A 24,642-nucleotide genomic window follows, 5' to 3' on the forward strand; every position below is an offset into this window, starting at 1 on the left:
AAATTGAACTTATAAAAGTAATTCATGTTCATAAATTATTGCTATTTTCATCATCTATAATAACCAATTTATCATGAAAAAAACATTTTGGATAATTAATCTCCTCCTTATAATTTCAATTGCATTCACGTCTTGTGAAGATGATGGTCCATCAATTAGCAAAGAAACCCTGAAGACGAATAAATATGTGGTTGATGCAATGTCATCAGTTTATTATTGGAACAAAACATTACCAACCATTGATTACAAAAAAGAAGATGACACATATGAGCTTTTTGACTCGCTTTTATATGCAAGTTTCGATACAGAATTAAACCGTAATATAGACCAATGGTCTTTTATAACCGACGACTACCAGGGTTTACTTGATTATTTTTCGGGAGTACGAAAATCAATGGGCCACTCTATCCGCCTATTTAGGCTTGATGATACTCATTTAATCGGTTTTATAGAATATGTTGAACCCAATTCACCTGCTTCAGAGGCTGGTTTGGAACGTGGAGATATGTTTTATAAAATTAATAGTCAGGAACTAACTATTAGTAACTATTCATCCCTACTAAATCAGGATACGTATACTATGACTTTTGGTCAGCTCAATAACGACCTAAGTATAAGCCCCATTTCTCCTTCCGTAAGCCTCACTTCAACAGTATTGCAGACTAACCCTATACATCTAAGCAAGGTTATTGAGCATGAAGGCAAGAAAATTGGATATCTCATGTACAAATCATTCATTGATGATTACGACAATGAATTAGAAGCTGTATTTGCTGACTTTAAAAGTCAGGGAGTTACTGATTTAGTGTTAGATTTAAGATATAATGGAGGTGGAGCTGTTTCTACAGCCATATTATTAAGCAGTATGATTGCTCCAAGTAGCGCTATTGGGGATGTTTTTATAAATACGGTTTATAATGATGATTTAGATGCCTATTACAGATCGCAGTACCCAAATGAGGAAGATTTATTTACTTCTCGCTTACAAGAAAACAGTAATAATCTAAATCTTGACCGTTTAGTTGTATTAACCACCTACAAAACAGCATCGGCCAGTGAGATGATCATGTATGGTTTAAGCCCACATATGACTGTTTACCATATTGGTGAACAAACGCACGGTAAATATTATGCATCGGCAACTATTTCTGATGAAGATGAATTTGGCAATTGGGCCATGCAACCTATTATTGTTAGGGAGGAAAATAAAGATAATTCCATTGATTACCGTCAAGGTTTGCTACCTGACTATCCTCGTACTGATTTTGTTGAGGCTTCAGATTATTATGCTTTGGGAGATCCAAGAGAAGATTTTCTTGCATTGGCACTTGAATATTTAACTGGCGTTAAGCCAACCGGAGCATCATTAAAAACTAGCTCCAAGCCATTAATACCAACCAATACGGAAGCCAAATTCAATCATCCGTTGGAATTCGATATGTATATCAATTATAAATAATAAAAAGCTGCTCTAAGCAGCTTTTTATTTATGTACTTCTTTAATTTGTCTAAACATCTTTGAGGCAAAAATAAAATCTTCTAATTGCTTATTTTGCACATGAAATATATCATCTTTAGTTCCTTCCCAATATTTTTCACCTTGATAAATGAAGATAATTTTATCCCCAATCCCCATCACTGAATTCATATCATGTGTATTTACAATAGTAGTCATTCCGTACTCCTCAGTAATTTCATGAATTAATTCATCAATCACAATGGAGGTACGCGGATCCAATCCTGAATTGGGTTCGTCACAAAATAAATATTTTGGATTTAAAGCAATTGCTCTTGCAATAGCAACTCTTTTTTGCATTCCTCCACTAATCTCAGATGGTAACCTATTGTTCGCATTCTCAAGCCTTACCCTATCCAAACAAAAGTTAGCTCTATCCCGCTTTTCTTCTTCTGTCATATGGGTAAACATATCTAAGGGGAAGCGAACATTCTCCTCAACGGTCATAGAATCAAATAGAGCAGAACCTTGAAATAACATTCCTATTTCCTGTCTCAAAGCTTTCTTCTGCTTGGAGTTAAGTCCAACAAGGCTTCTTCCATCAAATAAAATTTCACCTTTCGTTACTTCATGCAATCCAACCAACGACTTTAACAGAACTGTCTTACCAGAACCACTTTGCCCAATAATTAAATTAGTTTGTCCTTTTTCAAAAACAGCTGAAATATCTTTTAATACTTCTTTGTCCTCAAATGATTTAAACACATTAACAGCTTCGATCATGCCAAGAGTAACTGAGTTAATAATAAATTAAATAATAAGATCTGCACACTACTTGTTACTACTGCTGTAGTACTTGCCTTACCAACTTCCAATGCTCCTCCTTCAGCATAATACCCCCAATATGCCGATACTGTTGTGATAACAAACGCAAAAACCACTCCTTTAATTAACGAATAGACTACATAAAAAGGAATAAAAGCATATTGAATGCCATAGATATAATCAGGTGCCGGAACCTCTCCACTTAATGACCCAGCCAGAAATCCACCGGTAATACCCACTCCCATACTTATAATAACCAAAAATGGAATTATAAAAATAAATGCCACTACTTTTGGTAAAACAAGATATCCTGCCGGATTAATACCCATAATCTCTAAAGCATCAATCTGTTCAGTTACACGCATCGTTCCAATTTCTGAAGCAATGTTGGACCCCACTTTACCTGCTAAAATCAAACCAACAATAGTAGAAGAAAATTCAAGTAACATTGAATCTCGCGCGGCCAAACCAATTGTATATCTAGGTATCAAAGGCGATTCGAGATTATATGCCGTTTGTAATGTAATAACAGCCCCCATAAAAATGGAGATAATAAAAACGATACCCAGTGAGTCTATTCCTAGTTTATCAATTTCTTTAATTACCTGTTTTACAAATATGCTATGCTTTTCAGGTCGTCCGAACACCTTTTTAACAAATAGCGTATAACGACCAATATGATAGAAAATTCTCATTCGCTTTTAAAAAAATAGTCCTAATTTTACAGATAAAAGTAATAATATTCCTCAACTTAGATGAGGAATTGAATAAATTACCAATATCCATGAGCTGATTATCGCAAAAGCCTTACTCCAATAATATTCAAATGCGATAACAAAGCTATTGAGAATAATAGAAAATGAAAAAGGATACTTTTTGTGTAATCATGGCAGGTGGTGTAGGAAGCCGCTTTTGGCCATTAAGCACTTCAGAAACGCCCAAACAGTTTTTAGACATATTTGGTACCGGCAAATCGCTTCTTCAGCAAACATTCGATCGTTTTGAGGCAATTTGCCCTCTAGAGAATTTTATTGTTGTTACCAGTTCATCTTATAAACAACTCGTACTAGAGCAACTACCAAAACTTCTTCCAGATCAGGTACTAGAAGAACCTCTACGAAGAAATACTGCTCCCTGCATTGCTTATGCCAATGCTGTAATAAAGTCAAAAAATCCGGAAGCTACAGTGATTGTAACACCTGCCGATCACCTTATTCTTGATAAAGAACGATTTGTTAAAAGTATTGATATGGGCATTGACTTCGTTGAAGAAAGAGAAGCACTCTTAACGCTAGCTATCAAACCTACGCATCCGGAAACCGGGTATGGATATTTACAAATAGGAGAAGAAGTTACCAATCAAAACCTCTTTAACAAAGTAAAAACCTTTACCGAAAAGCCTAATATTGAAATGGCTACTATATTATTTGAAAGTGGTGAATTCTATTGGAACTCAGGAATATTTCTGTGGACAATAAACAGTATTGAGAAAGCCTTCCAAAATAACCTGAAAGAAGTAGCCACACCATTTGAATACTATTTTAATCATATTGGTACTGAATTCGAAGAGAAATCTTTAAACGATGCTTATCTCGACTGTAAAAACATTTCTATTGATTACGGTATTATGGAGAAAGCCGATAATGTTTTTGCAAAAAAAGTCGATTTCGGATGGTCTGACCTGGGTACCTGGTCGTCGTTACATGAACATGCTAAAAAGAATGATAAAAACAATGCCATTATCAAAGGTGATGTAATCTTATACGACACAAAAAATAGTGTAGTTCATTTACCAGAAGGAAAAAAGGGAGTAATACAAGGTTTAGACGGCTATATTGTGGTCCAATCCGACAATGCTCTCTTAGTTTGTCCGCGCACCAACGAACAACAAATAAGGCAGTTTACGACCGACTTAAACACTGAATTTGGAGATAAATAAAAAAGGGGCTGATCAGCCCCTTTTTTATTTATCTATTTTATCTTAATCCTCTTTCTTAGAATTCCCACATATCATGTTCCATATTGAACATTTCTTCTTTAATACGCTCTGATTCCATCATTGCTTCCATACCAGCGGTATATTCCTCAATAGTACGGTTATTATAAACATTGGCTTCACGGTAAATATAACTTCCGAAATATCTCTTAATAAATACATCATCAAAAGATCTTCTTTGCGCATCATTTCGTGGGTTAAATACCTCGTGACTTGCTAACAATGGTCTTGCCTCAGGAAAATAAATCCAGAATGCCTGTGACCTTCTTACTTGAGCCTCTTCTCCAGCACCTTGTGGAACAAACTCTCTAATAGGACAAAGACCAACAATTCTTACATCCATTCTTGAGTAGTTTCTGTCGAAGAACCATATCTCTTTTAACATTACTTGCTTAAACTCTGTAGAGTTTACACTACCACCTAGAATTTTTTCCTCCACCTGACCGGTTTCTGGATTTGTTATATAGCTTGTATCAGCAATCGCTCCCATTTGACGCGCTACCTGTTCTTGTGTCAACGGCATTTCAAACTCATCTTCTGTAATAGTTGAATAAGCTGTTAAACCCTCATATGTAATTCCATAGTAAAGAAGATCGATCAAACTCATTCGATCATCCATCGGACGCGTTGGGTAGAACATAGGTAAATTGATTTTCTCTCTTAAATCAATTACTCTCCAAACTTTTTTAGCCCAAAGTACATCTGCTTCACGGATATGCGCATATGGGATAGGCTTGCGATTTGGCACATGATCTTTGGCGTATACTTCTTTACTAACTTGTTGTGCTCCGGCAAAATTCATTGAGCCCATTCCAACAAGAACAACGAGGATTAAGATAATTCGTTTCATATGCTAATAATTTATTTTCTTTTAATCTAACGTAAAATTAATAGATCCTAATTTACGAGGTCTACCGTCAGGACCAACTGCTCTGATATCTTCAATCAACACCTTACTACCTCTGCTTAAGCTTTCAATTAAAGCTATTTGTTCATCTGTAAATTTGTTGCTTTTTGATGTCAAACCACTGTAAAATCCTTTACGAGTTGCCCCCACTACAAACTGAGTAACTTTAAACTTTAAGTCAAAATCAAAATCTTCACCCATTTCAGCAACCACATAACCAGCAGCTAATAATAAGTTCTTTCTTATTTTGTCACCGTCTCCTAAGTTAGCTACCGTAGCTGTTGGATTAGGCACCTGTTTAATTCTAAATTCCTGACTACCCAATCTACGGGTTTGCCCATTTATCTCAGCAGAGACAGTAATGATAGATTTTTTACCAACACTACCAGGTTTTGGTGTAACAATATATTCTCCTCCTCGTGGTCTGTAATTGGCATTAGTCATTGATACTCTTAACTGACTACTGGCCACTCCAGGAACTGAAATTTCTACAGGATTTTCTAAAGCCTCATAGAATACATTCATCTTTGTTGGAGAAATCACCACGTTTGGTTGAATGACTTCGTATTCATGTGAAATAGGATAATACTTTTCAACTCCATTAGGATCTTTAAAAACAATATTTCCCTTCCATTTTTTATTTCCTAAAGAATTAGCCGGTATTCGTAAAACACCTCTACCATTCTCTAACACTTCTGCTGTATAACCCTCCAGAGAATAAGTTGGTGGTTGCAACGTATCAGTTGCTGCAATCAACATCTCTGCATAATATTCTCCACCTTTAATAACAACGTCCGATCGTGGAATAACAATTGGCTCTACCTTGTTAAATTTATATGAACCTTCATCTACTTTACTTAAAAGGTAACTAACTACATCTGCCTGAGTTGAGCGAACATTACTCTGAATACTACTTAACAAGGCAAATGAGGCAGACAATGGTAAATGCTCAAATAATTGACTTTCCCAAGGCTTTTTTGTTACCTCACCTTTTTTCTTTTCCTCAACATCATCAGTAGATAAACTATTACTTAACGTTCTTAACAGAACAGTATCTTTTGAATCTACAAAAGATAATAGTAGCTTCTCGTACTCTGTTATTTCTTCCTTCAACTTCTTACTTCGCTCTCCACCTTTCTCTGTAATCATGATCTGAGCTGCAATATCCTGATTTTCGATACCCTTGTAATTTTCAAGAGTAGCCTCCGGATTCTTATCAGCCGTATGCATCATTAATAACTTAAGCTCATGAATACGATTATATAAGCTATCTGCCGCAGTTTTTACCTGTTTAGCTTTTTCATGACTTTCCTTTACTTTAGCAGGATTAGCAAATTCTGCGGCTTCAAAGGCTGCATATAATTGATTATTTTTATTATCAACAGCCTTTGTTGATTGCTGAATACTTTCATCAACTAATTGAAATGCCTGAAGTAACTCACCCGATACGTTCAATGCTAGCATTGCCGTAAGGAACAAGTACATCATTCCAATCATTTTTTGTCTGGGCGTTTCGGGACAGTTTCCACCACTCATATCTGTGTAATTTTAGTAGTTAATACTGTTCCTTACTTATTTCCAACATTCATAGCACTTAGCATATTGCCATAAATGGTATTTAGTTCTGTAACGGTTTTACTAAGCTGAGCTACTTGATCTTTATAAATCTGAGCATCAGCTGCAGATTGTTCGAACTGAGCTTTTATCTCACCCATTCCTTTTGTCAAGGCCTGAGATGCTTCTGCCTGAGAATTTAATCCTTGCAACTGCAATTCATAAGCTGAATTTATAGCTGATAAATTTTTAGTAACATCACCTAATTTTTGGCTGTATTCTTTGTTATTGGCACTTAGTTGATCAAAGTGCTGTTGTATATTGCTACCTGAATTATTTATTGCCTTAGCACTGTTTTTATATGATTCTGATAATTGTCCTACAGATTCTTCTAAAGCATTTGCTGTTTTTGCCTGCACATTAGCCAACTGGCCAACTGATTCTCCAGCTTGCTTCATGTTTTGCAGATACGATTCTGTAGCTAAACTAGCTGTACTTAAATCTGATAGCTGCGATGAAGTCATTGAAAGTTTTTTAATTCCGTCAGAAAGCTTTTCTACAACTGCTGGTTCCAGGTGTCCACTCTCAACTAAAGCAGCTAAATCACTTCCTCCACTTCCTCCTTTAACAACACCTTTTGATGCTGAAGGTTCCAATCCAACCAACTCGGGATATACCAAGCTCCAATCTGGCATTTCATGAGGTGGCTCAAATGCAGATAAGGTAAAAATAATAATCTCAGTTCCCATACCTAATAAAAGCATAAGCTCAGCACCAGGATAGTGCATTATTTTGAAAAGTGCACCTGCAAGAACAACTGCTGCTCCAAGACCATATACTTTAGCCATTACCTTTTTATAGCCTGGGCTTTCAAGAAATTCCGTTAAACTCATAATAACCTTTTTTTCAATTTACCGTCCAAAGTAATAATGTGAGATTACTCACCAATATAATCGCGAACACATCTAAAACCAATATAAGATTTTGTAGAATCCTGATATTCATATGTGCGTGTTCCATTCTGTAAAAAGTAACCAACGTCTTTCCACGAACCACCTCTAATAACTTTACGTTTCATTACATGAGGATCATCAGGTAAGGCATTATACTTATAGGTTGGGTTAAAATCATGTGTGAAAGTATATGAAGATTCATCAAAAGCACTTGATGTCCATTCTGCAACATTACCTGCCATATCAAATAATCCATAATCGTTTGGAGAATAAGATCCAACAGTTATAGCTTGCATACCACCATCATCGCCATAGCGACCACGTAATGGCTTAAAGTTAGCTAAGAAACAACCTTTATCATTACGGGTATACATTCCGCCCCAAGGATAGATTGCATGTTCCAGACCACCTCGGGCTGCATACTCCCATTCAGCTTCAGTTGGAAGACGGTAATTCATTACAACAGGCTCACCTTTTTCAGCTAAATAGTTATTCAGCAACTGAGTTCTCCAGATACAGAAAGCTGTAGCTTGTTTCCAGTTTACTCCAACAATAGGATATTCGTCAAATCCAGGGTGCCAGAAATACTTTTCAGTCCAAGGCTCGTTGAAAGAATAGGTAAAATCAGATATCCAACAAAGTGTATCTGGATAGACATTTACAGCGTCCTTCATGATAAAGGCTGAACGATCATTAATTTCACGCTCTTTTCCTTCCTGATCATAAACAACTCCTTCGTAAGATTTGGTTTCGAAGTTGTATCGATTGCTTTTCTTTGCAGCTTGAAGAAGATCAACCCATTCATATTCGTAAGTTAATTTACGGGTATCAATTTCTTTTCTGCGGAAGAATCTTTCGTTTTCTGGTAAGAACATTTCATCCAGAATTTCAGCATATTCTTCATTATCCCATTCAACTGGTTCATCCCAGTTCAAATAAGGAGGATCGATTTCATTGCCTAAATAATCCTCTGCAATCAAGAATTCCTCAAACTGCTCGCCCAATAAACGACGTGCAATTGAATCCTTCACCCAGTATACAAACTGACGGTATTCAGTATTGGTAATCTCTGTCTCGTCCATCCAAAATGAACGAATTGAAACTGTCTTTGATTGAGTAGTCATCGTAAAAGCGACGTCCTGATCGTTAGGTCCCATGGTAAAACTTCCTTGAGGGATAAACAACATACCAAATGGATCTGGTTCGTAAAAGGAACCTCCTCGGGATACTCCTACCAATTCTCCATTTCCGGATTGTCCACATCCTGACAGGATGGTAATGACAATGACACTTAGGGCAAGTACTTTCTTCATAATAGCCTTATATATCTGAATTACTTTCTTATATTCTATAAATATCTAACACTTTTGTATTGCTTCTTTCTTTTTTCCAGGCTCATATCGAAACTATATCCAAACATAATCTCGTGTGAACCATTACGTGCTGAAGTCATTTGGGTTACATTTATATCGTAACTATAACCAATTCTTAACCCATTGTTAAGTTCAACTCCACCAAGTAATACGATAGCATCTTGAAAACGATACGTTAATCCTCCCCAATATTTATCTTTTAATACTCCGTTTACATTTAAATCTACCTGATAACTGGATGTATTTGATTTAATAAATATTGATGGTATTAATACAATTGGCCTACTTTTAAGAGGATACTTATAACCACCTGTAATAAAAATAGTAGGTAGTAAATACGATTCATAAGTATCTTTAAATTTAGGTACTGGTCTATTTAGATGTCTTACTGATAATCCTAAATAGTAAGCTTTATTCTCCAAATATGCCCCCAAACCTAAATCGAAAGCTGTCCCCTGATCGTCGGTAAGAGTTTCATCATCATGATAATCACCATTACCAAAATCATCTTCACCACTTCCCTGAGGTATTGTATTTAAGCCGCTTCCTTTTAACGATTGGTTAATCATACCTAATGATAAGCCAACTCCTAACTTACCAAAATCGGTTTGCCATCGTCTTGAATAAACTGCTGACATGTACAAATTTGTCCATTCACCAATTTCATCATTCATTATCGACAGCCCCAATCCGCTATCCCATCCCAAAATGTTTAAGTTTGCATCTGCTCCAAAAACCGTTGTTTTCGGGGCCATTCCGTCAAATCCACCCATCCATTGCTGCCTGTTTCCAAGAGCCAAATTAATCACTTCACTGTTTCCAGCAAAACCAGGATTGGTAGCCAGTTGATTAAACATATTCTGGCTAAACTGCGGAAATTGCTGTCCTAACGCATTTGTTGTGACGCAAAATAACAGAAAAATTACTATTCTCCTAGTTATGCCTTTAAAAAGCCGGCAATTAATAATCCGATTTGATTCGGATTGATTTATTTTCTCTTTAATATAGAGCAAGTCAAACTTATTAAATCCAGCTAACAAAATGCTGGGAATATATACTCTTAATTTCATTGAAAGGTTTCATTTTTGATATGATTATTCAAAAATACCCCCTTTACATTGTGTATTACAATACTTTTTTATTTATGAATCTATACCAACGTTCTGGTAATTCATTTTTAGATGCTTCTTCAAACTCATCTTTTGAACAAGCAACTATTTGCTTTCCTTCTGCCGATGGGACTTCAACCCACCATCTTCCATTGGTTGGATTGTTATAAAATCGGATATCAATCTCATAATCATCCAGATGAACAATATACTGAGAGTAACCATCTAAATCTTTAACAGGAAAATCGTTATATCTATTACAAAACCCTTCCAACACATGCCATACTCCCTGAGCTCCAAGCATAGAACCTTGGGAATTTACATCAGCATTAACATCTAGCTCAAAAAAACCAACTACTTTAAGCTGATCACTTACCCCTGCGTACCAACATAATTGACAAAACTCGTTACCTGAGAAACCATTTGGCATGGGCATTGAATGTGCAGGTTGATCTGGTTGTTTTACACTTTTTAGATCAAAACTAACAACATCAGCATCTCTAAGCCATGGTTCAGCAATAGGTAATCCTTTTTGCCTAATTTCCCCCAATCGCAAAAAATCAAATGAAGCTTTCTTCATTTTTTGTTCCTGATATCGGCTATACAAATATTTTTGCACTCCAATAACAGATAAATCATATGGTTTTCTGTTTTTATCTGAACTTAGTAATCCCAGATAACCATGGGATGAAAAATCTTTCTCGGGTATCACCCAATCAATCTTAGCATCCACAACTGATAAACGAAACGTATCTTTAATATTTTTTATTGCCCCTGATAAAGGAATTGTATAATCCTGACTTCCTCCGATTATAACAGGCAATACATTTTTTTGAGCCAAAATTGTGATAATATCTTCCAATGCCCGATACCTGTCATCAACAGTTTTTCCGAGCAAATTACCTAAATCTAAAATTTTAATTGATTTAACTAATGACCTAAGACCAAAAAGATAAGACCTGCAAACATTCGGATAATCAGCAACTCCTTTATTGGCAGAATACCTTCCGTCAGCCACACCAATTATGGCAACATCGAATTCTTCGAGTTGCAATTTTTCTATCTGATGTAAAAAAGATATCTGCGAAAGTATAAAGTCACTTTCTTCTCCTTCAAAGGAAAAATATGTTTTAGTTAAGCTTTGTTCAAAATAATGCTTCCAGTCTTCACTCACTTATTTGGGCGTTTGGTTCTATTTTTTTGTAGTTTTCTTTTTTGTTGCTGTTGCTTTTTTTGTTGTCGTCTTTTTAGCTGTTGTTTTTTTTGTTGTGGTCTTCTTTTTTGCGGTAGTTTTTTTACCTCCACCTTTATCCTGATCAGCTATCAACTGTTTACAATCATCATAAGATAATTCTTCAGCAACCTTATCTTTTGGTATTTTGTAGTTTTTCTTCTGGTACTTGATGTATGGTCCCCAACGACCATTCAGAACCTGCAAATCCGGCTCTTCATCAAATACTTTGATCATCTTTTTAGCATCCTCTTCTCTTTTTGTTTTAATTCGAAGAATGGCTGTATCCAAATCAATTTCCATCGGATCATCTTCGCCCTTTTTCAACGAAACAAACTTACCATCATGACGAATATATGGTCCGAAACGACCAATACCAATAACCACTACTTTATCCTCAAACTCACCTAAAGTCCTTGGTAATTTAAATAAATCAAGAGCTTCTTCCAGCGTTATGGTTTCAATATGCTGTCCTTTTCGAAGAGAGGCAAACTTTGGTTTTTCTTCTGACTCTTCCGATGACTCTCCTATTTGCGCCATTGGACCAAATCGCCCAATACGAACCAAAACAGGTTTACCAGTTGCCGGATCTTCACCCAGAATTCTCTCTCCTGTACTTTTTTCAGAAGTTTCTAATGTTTCCTCTACTTTATCGTGAAATGGTTTATAGAATTCGTCAATTGACTTATTCCAGGTAACATTACCCATTGCAATCTCATCAAATTCCTTTTCAACCTGAGCAGTAAAATCAAACGATACAATATTCTCGAAATATTTAACAAGAAAATCGTTCACCACCATACCAATGTCGGTCGGGAATAATTTTGCTCTTTCAGCACCGGTAATCTCTGTTTTATCACTAACTTCTACCTTAGCTCCCGATGTTACATGCAAATATTTATAAACCCTTTCTGTTCCTTCGCGATCTTCTTTTTCAACATACCCTCTGTTTTGAATCGTTGAAATAGTTGGTGCATATGTTGACGGACGACCGATTCCTAATTCTTCCAGTTTGCGAACAAGACTTGCCTCAGTAAAACGTGGTGGCTTCTGACTCCAGCGCTGACGTGCTTCTACATTAAGCATTCCAAGAATATCACCTTCGCTCATTGGTGGCAACAACACATCTTTATCGTCTTCTTGTTCTCCTTCGGTATCGGTTGATTCGATATAAACCTTCAGGAATCCATCAAACTTAATGATCTCTCCGGTGGCAACAAACTTCTCACCTGTTGATCCCGCATCAATCGATATAACCGTTTTTTCTAATTGCGCATCTGCCATCTGTGAGGCAATGGTACGCTTCCAGATCAATTCGTATAATTTTTTCTCTTGATTTGTTCCACTTACGGTTTCTTTATCAAGATAAGTTGGTCGAATGGCTTCGTGAGCCTCTTGAGCTCCTTTTGCCTTGGTTTTGTAATTTCGGATCTGCACATATTGGTCACCCATTTTATCACTAATCATGCTGGATGCCATATTTAATGCCAATTCTGAAAGATTCACCGAATCCGTTCTCATGTAGGTAATCTTACCCGCCTCGTATAACTTTTGAGCTACCGACATGGTTTGTGAAACAGAGAAACCTAATTTGCGAGATGCCTCTTGTTGCAAAGTAGATGTGGTAAACGGAGCAGCCGGAGACTTTTTGAGTGGTTTCTTTTCAACTTTGGAAACTTTAAACTGAGCATCCGCACATTCCTGCAAGAAAGCTTGTGTTTCTTCTAAAGTTTTGAATCTTTTATTTAACTCTGCCTTAAGCTGAGTAACCTTCCCTTTATCGTCTTTAACTTCAAATAAAGCAGTTACACGATATGATGAAACAGGTTTAAAGTTGAAAATTTCTCTTTCACGATCGACCAGTAAGCGCACGGCAACTGACTGCACACGCCCTGCAGATAAAGACGGCTTAACCTTTCTCCACAATACCGGAGATAATTCAAATCCAACCAGACGATCTAAAACCCTACGTGCCTGTTGCGCATTAACAAGATTAAAATCAATCCCTCGCGGATTTTTAACAGCTTTTTGAATGGCCTCTTTTGTAATCTCATGAAAAACAATCCGTTTAGTATTATCATCCTTTAGACCAAGAACCTCATATAAGTGCCATGCAATAGCCTCTCCTTCGCGGTCCTCATCGGAAGCGAGCCATACAGTCTCTGATTTAGCAGCCAGATCCTTTAATTCTTTAACAACCTCTTTTTTATCATTTGAGACAATATAATCTGGTTGATAATTATTTTTAAGATCTACCCCAAAATCACTCTTTGATAAATCACGAATATGTCCGTAACTGGACTTCACCACATAATCTTTACCCAAAAACTTTTCAATAGTTTTGGCCTTTGCTGGTGACTCCACAATTACCAAATTACCTTCTTTAACCGTCGTTTTTTTACCCATCTCCTTGTTCTTATCAATAACCGCTCGTTAGTTCGAATGGCCGCAAAAATAGAAAATCTAGCTGCAATGTTAAAAAATGAAAATGCTTTACGCAAACGAAATTACCCCTCATGTCAGTTAAAATTTACTATTTTTGCCACAAATATTCAAACAACCGTATGAATTCAAATACTTCGACATATAAAAAACTGCTTCGTTGGTTTTGGGGAATATTCTTTATTGGAATAGCATTTGTTTCATTATTATTTATCTTAATCTCTAGTGGATTAATGGGTTTTATGCCTTCATTTGAAGAACTAGAAAATCCAAAAACCAATTTAGCAACCGAAATTCTATCAAGCGATCAAGAGCTGTTAGGAACTTTTTACAAAGAAAACAGAAGCTTTGTTAATTACGAAGATCTTTCGCCTAATATTATCAATGCTCTGATTGCAACTGAAGATGTTCGCTTTAAAGATCACTCGGGAATTGATCCTCGTGGTTTAGCTCGTGTGGCCTTCAGAACGGTTTTATTGCAAGATCAAAGTTCCGGCGGAGGTAGTACCATTACACAACAGCTTGCTAAATTACTTTTTCACGATCCGGCACCTAATATTTTTGACCGAATCATGCAAAAACTTAAAGAATGGGTTATTGCCGTGAAACTGGAACGCAGTTATACAAAAGAAGAAATTCTTACCATGTATCTGAATAAAGCAGAATTTATTTATGATGCCTACGGAATTAAATCAGCTGCTAAAACATTCTTTAACGCTACTACCGATTCAATAAAAGTAGAACAAGCTGCCGTAATTATTGGAATGCTTCAGAATCCGTCGTATTACAACCCATTACGCCGTCCTGAATTAGTTCAGAAGAGGCGAAATGTGGTATTAAACCAAATGCGAAAAGCGAAATTTCTATCTCAAGAGCAATATGATTCCATATCTGTAATGCCCTTGGAACTCGACTTTAAGCGTGCAGACCATAAAGAAGGACCAGCTCCATATTTTCGTGAATATCTACGCATGACCATGTCTGCTTCCGAACCGAACAGAAAGAATTACGCTTCGTGGCAAAATCAAAAATTTATTGAAGATAGCATAGCCTGGCTTAATGATCCGTTATATGGTTGGATTAATAAAAACCTTCGACCTGATGGCACTAAGTATGATCTCTATCGCGACGGCATAAAAATTTATACTACTATTGATTCAAGGATGCAGACCTATGCTGAGAATGCTGTTAAAACGCATTTGAGTGAAGATCTTCAACCCAAATTTTTTAGAGAAAAGAAAGGCAGGACCCGAGCCCCTTTTACGAATAAAATAAGTCAGGATCAATACGAGAGCATCATTAATCGTGCTATGCGTAATTCAGACAGATACCGAAATCTACGCAGACAAGGCAAAAACCAGGATACGATTGATATTGTATTCAATACCAAATACCCAATGACTGTATTTTCATGGGAAGGTGATAGAGATACTTTAATGACTCCTTTGGACTCGATTAAGTATTACAAACACTTCTTGCGAGCAGGAATGTTATCAATTGATCCGCATACGGGTCATGTAAAAGCCTATGTTGGTGGACCTAATTATAAACACTTTATGTATGATATGGCGGGCATTGGTAAACGCCAAGTAGGGTCAACCATTAAACCATTTGTATACACACTTGCCATGCAGGAAGGTCATACTCCTTGTGATCTAGTTCCTAATATTGCACAAACTTTTTATTTACCAACAGGTAAAACATGGACTCCGCGAAATAGTGGAAGCAAAAGAGCTGGAGAAATGGTTTCCCTTAAATGGGGATTGGCCAATTCTAACAATAACATTACTGCCTGGGTGATGAAGCAATATAATCCTGAAGCGGTAGCCTCAACTATTCATGAAATTGGTATTAAAAGCCCGATGGATCCGGTTCCTGCATTGTGTTTGGGAACACCCGATTTCGGTTTGATGGAGATGGTCGGATCATATTCTACCTTTGCCAACAAAGGAGTTCATACAGAGCCAATAATTGTCACCCGCATAGAAGACAGATATGGTAATGTCATCAGCGATTTCCATCCTCAAAAACGGGAAGCAATTAGTGAAGCAACTGCATATCTGATGCTAAACTTACTACAAGGAGTTGTTAATCAAGGAACCGCGGTAAGACTAAGGTACAAATACCAGCTTTTTAATCAGATAGGTGGTAAAACCGGAACTTCGCAAAACCATTCTGATGGTTGGTTTATGGGAGTAACACCCAATTTGGTTACCGGAGTTTGGGTAGGCGGTGAAGACAGAGATATTCACTTTGATAATATCACACTAGGACAAGGAGCCAATATGGCACTACCTATATTTGCCCTATACATGTTGGATGTTTATGCCAATGAAGACCTGAACATAACTACCGAAGACGAATTTGAAAAACCTCTAAACTTCAATATAGATCTTAATTGTATTGATGAACATATTTCAGCAGACAGAAATACTGAAGGTTCTGAAGAGGAAGAAGAGTCAGTTGGTACGTCAAACGAATTTTTCTAAAACATAAAAAGAAAGGTTCAAAGAAATAGCAGATCTTGTTATTTCTTTGAACCTTTCTTTTCTCAGTTAAGAGATTTATTTCAGTCTATTAGGCAAACAAATTTTTGAAAGCCTCTTCAATTTTATTTGCCTTAATAATATTAATATCAAATTTCGAAAAATCCACTCCTTTAGCATAGGCTGGAATTATTATGGATTTAAAGCCCAGCTTAGCTGCCTCACTAATTCGTTGTTCTAAACGTGTCACTGGTCGAATTTCACCAGACAATCCCACTTCACCTGTCATGCAAATATCCGGAGAAATTACCATGTCCATATTGGATGATAAAACAGCCGTAATTACAGCTAAGTCAATGGCAGGATCATTAACCCTTAATCCTCCAGCTATATTTAGGAAGACATCTTTAGCCGCTAATTTAAACCCCGCTCGTTTCTCTAAAACAGCCAATAACATATTTAATCTACGTAGATCAAATCCGGTAACTGAACGTTGTGGGTTACCATAGGCCGCTGTACTTGCCAAGGCCTGCACCTCAATTAAAAAAGGCCGAACACCTTCCAATGCAGCAGAAATAGCAACGCCGCTCATTTGTTTGTGCTGAGCAGCTAACAATAATTCTGATGGATTACTAACTTCACGTAATCCGCTACCCAACATTTCAAAAATTCCAATCTCATTGGTTGATCCAAAACGATTCTTGATTGATCTCAGTATTCGATACATATGATGACGATCGCCCTCAAATTGTAATACCACATCAACCATATGCTCTAAAACTTTTGGTCCGGCAAGACTACCTTCTTTATTTATATGACCAATAAGAAAAACTGGTAAATTCTTTTCTTTACAAACACGCAAAATAGTAGCTGTGCATTCTCTGATTTGAGAAACACTTCCGGGTGCAGATTCAATGCGTTCGGTTTCTAATGTTTGAACACTATCAACCACCAGAACATCAGGTTGTGTATTTTCAATGTGATTTAAAATATGCTCTACCGACACCTCGCTAACTACATGGCAACTCTCCGCCGATGATGCTGACACCCGGTCGGCTCTTAGTTTTATCTGTTGAGGACTTTCTTCTCCTGATACATATAAAACCTTAACGTTTGGTAAATTTAAAGCTGTTTGCAGCACCAAAGTTGATTTTCCAATACCAGGTTCTCCTCCAATTAAAACCATGGCCCCAGGCACCATACCTCCACCCAACACACGGTTTAATTCTTCGTTTCCGGTATCTAATCGGGGCAATTCCTCAACTGATACTTCTGACACAGGCATTGGTTTGGTCCGCTCAGACAAGACAGTTCCCGGTCTGCTATTTTTTTTACTTGCTCCTGTAATTTTGGTCTCCTCAACAAAGGTATTCCATTCGTTACACGAATAGCATTTACCCACCCACTTCGGAGATTCGGAGCCACAATTCTGACAGACAAAAACCGATTTCGTTTTAGCCATTACATGGAAGTTTTAATTTTTTCAACAATTGTGGTCGTTGAGAATCCTTCAACAAAATCAATAGTCTCCACTTTCCCTCCTTTGGCAGTCACTACATCATACCCAACAATATCTTCAGCCTTATAATCGCTGCCTTTTACCAAAATATCAGGTTGTAAAGCTTTAATTAATTCATAGGGTGTATCTTCATCAAAAAACACTACTAAATCAATAAACTGAAGTGCTGCCAATAAAATAGCCCTTGAATACTCATCCACAACAGGTCGGCTTTCCCCTTTTAATCTGCGAACAGATGCATCTGTATTCAGCCCCAATACTAATTTTGTACCTAAATCTTTCGCTTTGGATAAATATTCAACATGGCCTCGATGTACAATATCGAAACACCCATTCGTAAAAGCTACTTTTTCGCCTTTATGAATCCATTTTTGAACAATACTTTTTGCTTCGTCCTGTTTCTTTATTTTATCCTCGATACGTTGAAGTTCGCTCATCTACAATATTAATTTTGATATAGTTTAAGGCAGCTTGCCAAAACCAAAGGTATAAAAATAGTAATACCCCGGTTATCACCGAGGTATTACAATATCTTAAAAAAGTATATTTCTATACAAGCATATTAGTTGCAGTATCGGGGAATATAAATGTAGGTTTGAAAGCCTTCGCTTCTTCAAGCTCCATACTGCAATAGGTAATAATAATTACCACATCGCCCACAGCAACTTTACGTGCTGCTGCTCCATTCAAGCAAATAACTCCTGAGCCTCTCTCACCCTTAATTACGTATGTTTCAATTCGCTCACCATTGTTATTATTAACTACCTGAACCTTCTCGTTTTCAATAATATTGGCTGCATCCATTAAATCTTCATCAATGGTAATGCTACCAACATAATTCAAGTTAGCCTCGGTAACTGAAACATTATGCAACTTAGATTTTACTAACTCAATATTCATGATCAGTATTTTTGTATGTCACGTTATCAATTAATCGAACTTCTCCCGCAAACACAGCAATACAACCTACAATGTAATCACTATCACTCCAATTGTCAATTGCCTGCAGGGTATTTCCATCCACTATTTCAAAGTATTCAACTTCCAGCTCATCTGATTGATTAATCTGGGTTACAACCTTTGATTTTAGTTCATTAATTCTTAATTCCGGTGCAAATTTACAAGATTCAAATAAAGTATGAGCAATCAGCGGTGCATTTTTTCGCTGATTAACATTTAATAAGGTATTGCGCGAACTCATTGCCAAACCATCCTCTTCCCTAATAATTTCACACGGAATGATTTCAACACTCAGGTTCAATTGCTTAACCATAGCCCTTATTATCGCCAGTTGCTGAAAATCTTTCAATCCAAAGAAGGCTTTTTGTGGCTTTACCATATCAAACAAACGGCTAACCACCTGTGCAACTCCATTAAAATGCCCAGGTCTGAAACGTCCCTCCATTACTGATTCTAAATCACCAAAATTAAATTGTCTTGTATCCTCTTCAGGATATACTTCTTTAACATCTGGCGAAAAAAGAAGTTCACAATTTGCAGATTGAAGCATCTCAGCATCTCTGTCTAAATTGCGAGGATAACTTTCCAGATCTTTGGAATTGTTGAATTGATTGGGATTAACAAATACACTTGCTACAACATAATCGGTTGCTTCAACCGCTTGTTTCACCAAAGAGAGATGTCCTTTGTGCAATGCTCCCATAGTCGGTACAAAACCAACCTGTTTTCCTGCTTGCTTTGCTGCCTCAACATGCTTTTGCAGGTCGGCAACGGTTCTAACTATCTTCATCGTATGTAATACTGCCCCTAAATGAGGTTTAAATTTTCGAGCGCAAAGTAACAAAATAAGAATCACTAATTTGAGAAACTTATCTCAAAAAAACATACTAATTCTCATACAACCCATCCAATTTTATCAATTGAAACAATGATTCAGAGTAATCTATAGTTTGTCTACTAGCATATTTTTAGTACTTTTGCATTTGCAAATTATACTTCTACCAATTATAAGAAATGGAAAAAGCCAAAGTCTTATTCATCTCACAGGAAATAACACCGTATCTGCCGGAAAGCGAAATGTCGAAAATTGGCAGATATTTACCTCAAGGCATTCAGGAATTAGGTAAGGAAATCAGAACATTCATGCCCCGTTTTGGATGCATCAATGAGCGCAGAAACCAATTACATGAAGTCATTCGTTTATCAGGTATGAACCTGATTATTGATGATACTGATCATCCATTGATCATTAAGGTAGCATCAATTCAGGCGGCACGTATGCAGGTTTACTTTATTGATAACGAAGATTATTTTCAAAGAAAAGCCACTCTCACAGACAAGAATGGTGAAGAATTTGAAGATAACGACGAAAGAACTATTTTCTTTGCCCGTGGCGCTTTAGAGACCACCAAGAAATTAAGATGGGCTCCGGACATTGTTCATTGTAACGGCTGGTTTACAGCTCTTGCTCCTTTGTATATTAAAAAGGCAATGAATGAAGACCCACACTTTGCAAACTCAAAAGTAGTTTACACTATTTATGATGATGAGTTTAAGAGTAACTGGGCTGATAACTTTAAAGAAAAGTTAAAAATTGAAGGTGTTGAAGACGCTGACTTGGAAGTACTCGAAAAAAGTGATTACATTCACCTCTCGAAATTAGCTATTGCAATGTCAGATGGCGTTATTCAGGGAAGCGAAAACATTAATCCTGAATTAGTTGACTTCATCAAACAAACAGGCAAACCATTTTTAGGTTATCATGATGAAGAAAGCTACACTGAAGCATACAATGGTTTTTATGATTCATTGTTAGATTAACATCACATTTTATGTACAAAAGATTTTTGAAAAATATATTTTCATTGAACCTGGGCCAATTATTTTTTATTGGCCTTCTTTCTTTAACCGCTTGTAAAGATGAGCCTGCTCGTTTATCAGGTGGCGTATTACCAGATGGTGAGGTAATTCGTGGTCTAAACGAATACATTGAATTAGGTTCCAGAAATGTTATGCGCGAAGCCGTCCGCACAAATGATGCAGATTACGGTTTACTTGGTATTTTTAACGACTCTGTATTTGGCCGTACCGAAGCTGACTTTGTTACTGACTTCTCAACTGGAGATCTTGCAAATTATTCGGTGATCATTGTAACCGGTGATTCAATACATGAAGTTGACACTGTTCAATTCTATAAATTCAATAATAACAAACCCGAATACGATGATATTTGGAAAGTTGATAGCGTTGTTTTAAAACTTCAATATCAGTTTAACGATTGGTATGGTGACATGTTAGAAAGACAACATTTAATGGTTTACGAATTAAATGCCCCATTGGGATCTAACTACACGCCTCGATACAGCAACGAAGAAGTTGATTATAATCCTAACTTCATTGGGGACAAAATTGTTTATCCTAACGATGATGTGCCCGACTCCATGAGGGTTGCATCCAAATGGACTCCAGGTGGATTGTGGGAATACCCTGATAGTTTATTGAATTATCCCCAATATTTATGGGACATGGATAAATATCAGGCAAGCCGGGACAGTAATTGGATTGATTCAGACTTTACGGATCATACTACTAAAACCAAATACTGGAATATAAAATTAAATGATGAAGTAGCTGATCGTATCTTCAATATTGACAGTGCTTCAATAATGAGCACAGCAGACTTTTTAAATATCTTCCCTGGTGTTTATGTAACAACAGATAAAACTATTCAGAGCGAAGGTAATTTAACCCGCATCAATTTATTGGGAACCAGTTCGTCGTTAGCTTCTCATTTAGCCATCCACTTCTCGCGGGAATATAAATACTTTAACCGTGATACAGTTTTAACTGACACCCTGGTTAATTACACTTACGAGTTCCCTGTTAATGTTGAGAATGTTAGATTTAACAGATTCAAACATGAAATAGATGACCGTATTGATACGGCTTCTACATCTCAAGGAAATATGTATGTTCAAGGTATGGCAGGGTTGTATTCTAAATTTATCATTCCTGATGAAATAAGTGCTTGGGCCGATTCATTAACATTAAATGAAGATTACAAGTTAGAAGGTGAACCATACAGAACAACTGCTAATATTGAATTCTTCCTTGAGGTTGACACAATCAGCAATGTGCCTTGGAATAGTGGTGGCATACAGCGATACCAATTACCAACGAGCCTTGAAATAATGATGAAGGATAAAGACGGTGAATTTGTGACACCAACCTATTCACTCGAGGTGAACAACACTACTGTTTCCGGATTTATCTTTGGAGTTACCGGCTCAACCGGATCACGCACAGGAAATGGTGAAAGGGTATCCAGACAAGTTGATGATGGCAATGGAGGTTATCGCACAGAGTACTTGTACCGCTTTATTATGAATGCCGATTACTTTAATTATCTAATGCGAGAATTAGACGAAAGACGGTTTGAAAATGATTGGGATTTAGATGATGAAGAATTCATTAATGAATTCCATAAATTATTCAACACGGAGTATTTCATTGGTCCTAATTCATCAACCTATAATTTCAGAAGAGTGAAATTATTCAGTGGTGCTCATTCTGAGAAACCTTTTAGAATGAACATTAAATATTATCATTACGTACCAAGATAAAACCAAACTGAATATATATTTTCAGGAAGGATGCCAGTAGGCATCCTTTTTTTGTATCCTTACAATCAAATTCTTTTCCAACCTTTCTTTTATACCGCAGCAACAACTATATCCTTGCAAAACTCTTTCTTTTTATTCTGAAGTTACATAATAGTCGCCAACTTTTATACTTTCGCTTTCGAACGAAAATGGAAGAAAAACCTACATGAAGGACTACCGCTTATTAAGCAAAGAAGAAATCATTGATTTAGAAGCCAAAAATTGCTTTTGCTCTGATTGGAGCAAGGTAGAAGTTCATAAAGACTTTTCTTCTCAAAGTATTCGAAATACAATCTTTTCTGGTGAAATCAAGCTAGGTTCATTTAATAAAGTGTTTACTTTCTCTGGTGGAGTTCAAAAAAAAGCAGGCATATCTAATGCCACCATTCATAATTGCACTATTGAGTCAGACACCTACATAAATCAGGTTAAAAACCACATTGCAAATTACCATATTCAGTCAGAAGTAATTATTGAAAATGTTGATTCCATTATTACGGAGAACGAATCTTGCTTCGGAAATGGAGTAAAAGTATCAGCACTGAATGAAGCAGGTGGTAGAGAAATATCTATCTACAACGAGCTTTCAGCGCATACAGGTTACATTTTAGCACTGTATCGTCATCGACCTGCACTCATTAAGAAGATTCAAAATTTAATAGATCAATACTGTGATAAAATTTGCAGCAATCGAGGCACCATATCTCATGGAGCCCGACTGATTAACTGTCGCACTATTATTGATACTAATATTGGCGAATACGCTTTAATAGAAGGTATTTACCGGCTGGAAAACGGAAGCATTAATAGCTCAATAGAGGCTCCTAGTTATTTTGGACCTGGTATAATTGCCGAAAACTTTATATCAGGATCAGGTTCTAAAGTTAGTGATGGTGCATTGGTAAGCAATTGCTTCATTGGCCAAGGATGTGAGTTAGGCAAGCAGTATTCAGCAGAGAATTCAGTTTTCTTCGCTAATAGTCAGGGATTTCATGGCGAGGCTTGCTCCATTTTTGCGGGCCCTTACACCGTAACTCATCATAAATCGACTTTGCTAATTGCAGGTTATTTCTCATTTATGAATGCTGGCAGTGGGTCTAACCAAAGCAACCACATGTACAAGTTGGGCCCGATCCATCAAGGTGTTTTAGAAAGAGGATCAAAAACCACCAGTGATTCATATATACTGTGGCCAGCCCGTATTGGTGCTTTTTCATTGGTTATGGGACGCCATTATCGCAATCCGGATACATCTAATCTTCCTTTCTCCTATTTAATCGAGAATCAGGATGAAAGTCTATTGGCACCGGGTGTAAATCTACGTAGTGTAGGCACCATTCGCGATGCCAGAAAATGGCCAAAAAGGGATAAACGTAAGGATTCTAAACTTTTAGACTTTATTAACTTTAATTTACTTAGCCCTTTTACCATCCAAAAAATGCTGAAAGGAAGGGACATTTTAAGAGAATTAAAATCATCAAGTGGCCCTACATCAGACTATTACATGTTTAATAGTGTAAAAATAACAAATACCTCATTAGAACGAGGTATTGATTTATATACCCTGGGCATCATCAAATTCTTAGGCAATGCACTGATAAAAAAGCTAGAAGACATTACCTTTGTTAATTCGGAAGAATTAAGGACAAGCCTGGCTCCCCAATCGTCATATGGAAACGGCGAATGGATTGACATGGCTGGTTTGCTCGTTCCGAACGAAAGGGTAATGACCCTGCTTGATGATCTTGAAAACGATGTCATATCTGATTTAGATGAATTAAATAGCAGATATGAATCGTTGCATATGAACTATTTTGATTATGCCTGGAATTGGTGTGTCAATATTTTCGAACAAGAGTTTGGTCTAAATCTACAAAAAGTAGAAATAGATCAATTACTTACGTTTATTGACCAATGGAAAAAAAGTGTAATCGACTTAGATAATATGCTTTATGCCGATGCCCGTAAGGAGTTTACTTTAAACACCCAAACGGGATTTGGTATTGACGGTAGCGAAGAAACACGCTCTCTTGATTTTGAACAAGTGAGGGGCGAGTTTGAGAGCCATCCGTCTGTTCAGGATATTCGTAATCATATTCGTGAAAAGAGCAGACTGGCTGAAGAGCTGAAGGAAAGGCTTATCCTTTGTAAGAAGAGATAAACCTTAAA

At 36.8% G+C, this 24,642-nt stretch carries 19 protein-coding genes; 6 read left to right on the forward strand and 13 right to left on the reverse strand.

The window, feature by feature from the left end; translation table 11 throughout:
- The first annotated feature begins 73 nt into the window (after positions 1–73).
- Positions 74–1,459, forward strand: coding sequence for a S41 family peptidase (locus KEM10_RS07875; protein ID WP_212215442.1), 1,386 nt, complete (start codon positions 74–76; stop codon positions 1,457–1,459).
- 24 nt (positions 1,460–1,483) lie between these two features.
- Here KEM10_RS07875 and KEM10_RS07880 read toward each other — a convergent pair whose 3' ends face one another.
- Positions 1,484–2,239: an ABC transporter ATP-binding protein gene (locus KEM10_RS07880; protein WP_212215443.1), complete on the reverse strand. Its 756-nt coding sequence runs from the start codon at positions 2,237–2,239 to the stop codon at positions 1,484–1,486.
- Positions 2,236–2,976, reverse strand: coding sequence for an MlaE family ABC transporter permease (locus tag KEM10_RS07885; protein ID WP_212215444.1), 741 nt, complete (start codon positions 2,974–2,976; stop codon positions 2,236–2,238). Before KEM10_RS07885 ends, KEM10_RS07880 begins: the two co-directional genes overlap by 4 nt.
- Positions 2,977–3,140: 164 nt before the next feature.
- Here KEM10_RS07885 and KEM10_RS07890 point away from each other — a divergent pair, with 164 nt between their 5' ends.
- Positions 3,141–4,220, forward strand: a complete 1,080-nt coding sequence (locus KEM10_RS07890) for a mannose-1-phosphate guanylyltransferase (RefSeq protein ID WP_212215445.1) — start codon at positions 3,141–3,143, stop codon at positions 4,218–4,220.
- A gap of 55 nt (positions 4,221–4,275) precedes the next feature.
- Here KEM10_RS07890 and porN read toward each other — a convergent pair whose 3' ends face one another.
- The 7 genes from porN to topA are packed head-to-tail and all read right to left on the reverse strand — an operon-like array spanning position 4,276 to position 13,810.
- Complete coding sequence (porN, locus tag KEM10_RS07895) at positions 4,276–5,127, reverse strand: type IX secretion system ring subunit PorN/GldN (RefSeq protein WP_212215446.1); 852 nt, start codon at positions 5,125–5,127, stop codon at positions 4,276–4,278.
- Between the two features lie 21 nt (positions 5,128–5,148).
- Positions 5,149–6,720, reverse strand: a complete 1,572-nt coding sequence (porM, locus tag KEM10_RS07900; RefSeq protein WP_212215447.1) for a type IX secretion system motor protein PorM/GldM — start codon at positions 6,718–6,720, stop codon at positions 5,149–5,151.
- Positions 6,721–6,752: 32 nt separating this feature from the next.
- Positions 6,753–7,631 carry a type IX secretion system motor protein PorL/GldL gene (gene porL / locus KEM10_RS07905; protein WP_212215448.1) on the reverse strand — a complete coding sequence of 293 codons (879 nt, stop codon included), beginning with the start codon at positions 7,629–7,631 and terminating at the stop codon, positions 6,753–6,755.
- A 44-nt stretch (positions 7,632–7,675) separates the two neighbouring features.
- Positions 7,676–9,004, reverse strand: coding sequence for a T9SS ring complex lipoprotein PorK/GldK (gene porK / locus KEM10_RS07910; protein WP_212215449.1), 1,329 nt, complete (start codon positions 9,002–9,004; stop codon positions 7,676–7,678).
- A 35-nt stretch (positions 9,005–9,039) separates the two neighbouring features.
- Positions 9,040–10,134 carry a PorP/SprF family type IX secretion system membrane protein gene (locus KEM10_RS07915; protein ID WP_212215450.1) on the reverse strand — a complete coding sequence of 365 codons (1,095 nt, stop codon included), beginning with the start codon at positions 10,132–10,134 and terminating at the stop codon, positions 9,040–9,042.
- Positions 10,135–10,189: 55 nt separating this feature from the next.
- A complete protein-coding gene (locus KEM10_RS07920) occupies positions 10,190–11,347 on the reverse strand; it encodes an arginase family protein (RefSeq protein ID WP_212215451.1) in 1,158 nt (385 codons plus the stop codon).
- A gap of 18 nt (positions 11,348–11,365) precedes the next feature.
- Entirely contained in the window at positions 11,366–13,810 is a 2,445-nt protein-coding gene (gene topA, locus KEM10_RS07925; RefSeq protein WP_212215452.1) for a type I DNA topoisomerase, read from the reverse strand.
- A gap of 158 nt (positions 13,811–13,968) precedes the next feature.
- Between topA and KEM10_RS07930 the strand changes: the two genes are divergently transcribed.
- A complete protein-coding gene (locus tag KEM10_RS07930) occupies positions 13,969–16,335 on the forward strand; it encodes a transglycosylase domain-containing protein (RefSeq protein WP_212215453.1) in 2,367 nt (788 codons plus the stop codon).
- Positions 16,336–16,423: 88 nt separating this feature from the next.
- On the opposite strand, the gene radA is transcribed toward KEM10_RS07930, so the two are convergent.
- The 4 genes from radA to panC all read right to left on the reverse strand — a co-directional run bounded on the left by radA (position 16,424) and on the right by panC (position 19,601).
- Positions 16,424–17,794 carry a DNA repair protein RadA gene (gene radA / locus KEM10_RS07935; protein ID WP_212215454.1) on the reverse strand — a complete coding sequence of 457 codons (1,371 nt, stop codon included), beginning with the start codon at positions 17,792–17,794 and terminating at the stop codon, positions 16,424–16,426.
- A complete protein-coding gene (rfaE2, locus tag KEM10_RS07940) occupies positions 17,794–18,288 on the reverse strand; it encodes a D-glycero-beta-D-manno-heptose 1-phosphate adenylyltransferase (RefSeq protein ID WP_212215455.1) in 495 nt (164 codons plus the stop codon). Before rfaE2 ends, radA begins: the two co-directional genes overlap by 1 nt.
- Positions 18,289–18,400: 112 nt before the next feature.
- Entirely contained in the window at positions 18,401–18,751 is a 351-nt protein-coding gene (gene panD, locus KEM10_RS07945; RefSeq protein WP_212215456.1) for an aspartate 1-decarboxylase, read from the reverse strand.
- Positions 18,741–19,601, reverse strand: a complete 861-nt coding sequence (gene panC / locus KEM10_RS07950; protein ID WP_212215457.1) for a pantoate--beta-alanine ligase — start codon at positions 19,599–19,601, stop codon at positions 18,741–18,743. Before panC ends, panD begins: the two co-directional genes overlap by 11 nt.
- 224 nt (positions 19,602–19,825) lie before the next feature.
- Between panC and KEM10_RS07955 the strand changes: the two genes are divergently transcribed.
- From KEM10_RS07955 to KEM10_RS07965, 3 genes are all read left to right on the forward strand, one after another.
- Positions 19,826–20,632: a glycogen/starch synthase gene (locus KEM10_RS07955; protein ID WP_212215458.1), complete on the forward strand. Its 807-nt coding sequence runs from the start codon at positions 19,826–19,828 to the stop codon at positions 20,630–20,632.
- Positions 20,633–20,643: 11 nt separating this feature from the next.
- A complete protein-coding gene (locus KEM10_RS07960) occupies positions 20,644–22,434 on the forward strand; it encodes a DUF4270 family protein (RefSeq protein WP_212215459.1) in 1,791 nt (596 codons plus the stop codon).
- Between the two features lie 205 nt (positions 22,435–22,639).
- On the forward strand, positions 22,640–24,634 hold the full coding sequence (locus KEM10_RS07965; protein WP_212215460.1) for a DUF4954 family protein: 1,995 nt from the start codon (positions 22,640–22,642) through the stop codon (positions 24,632–24,634).
- The last annotated feature ends 8 nt before the right edge of the window (positions 24,635–24,642 follow it).

Origin of the sequence: Carboxylicivirga linearis (genome assembly GCF_018271995.1) — a bacterium.
Lineage (GTDB): Bacteria > Bacteroidota > Bacteroidia > Bacteroidales > Marinilabiliaceae > Carboxylicivirga > Carboxylicivirga linearis.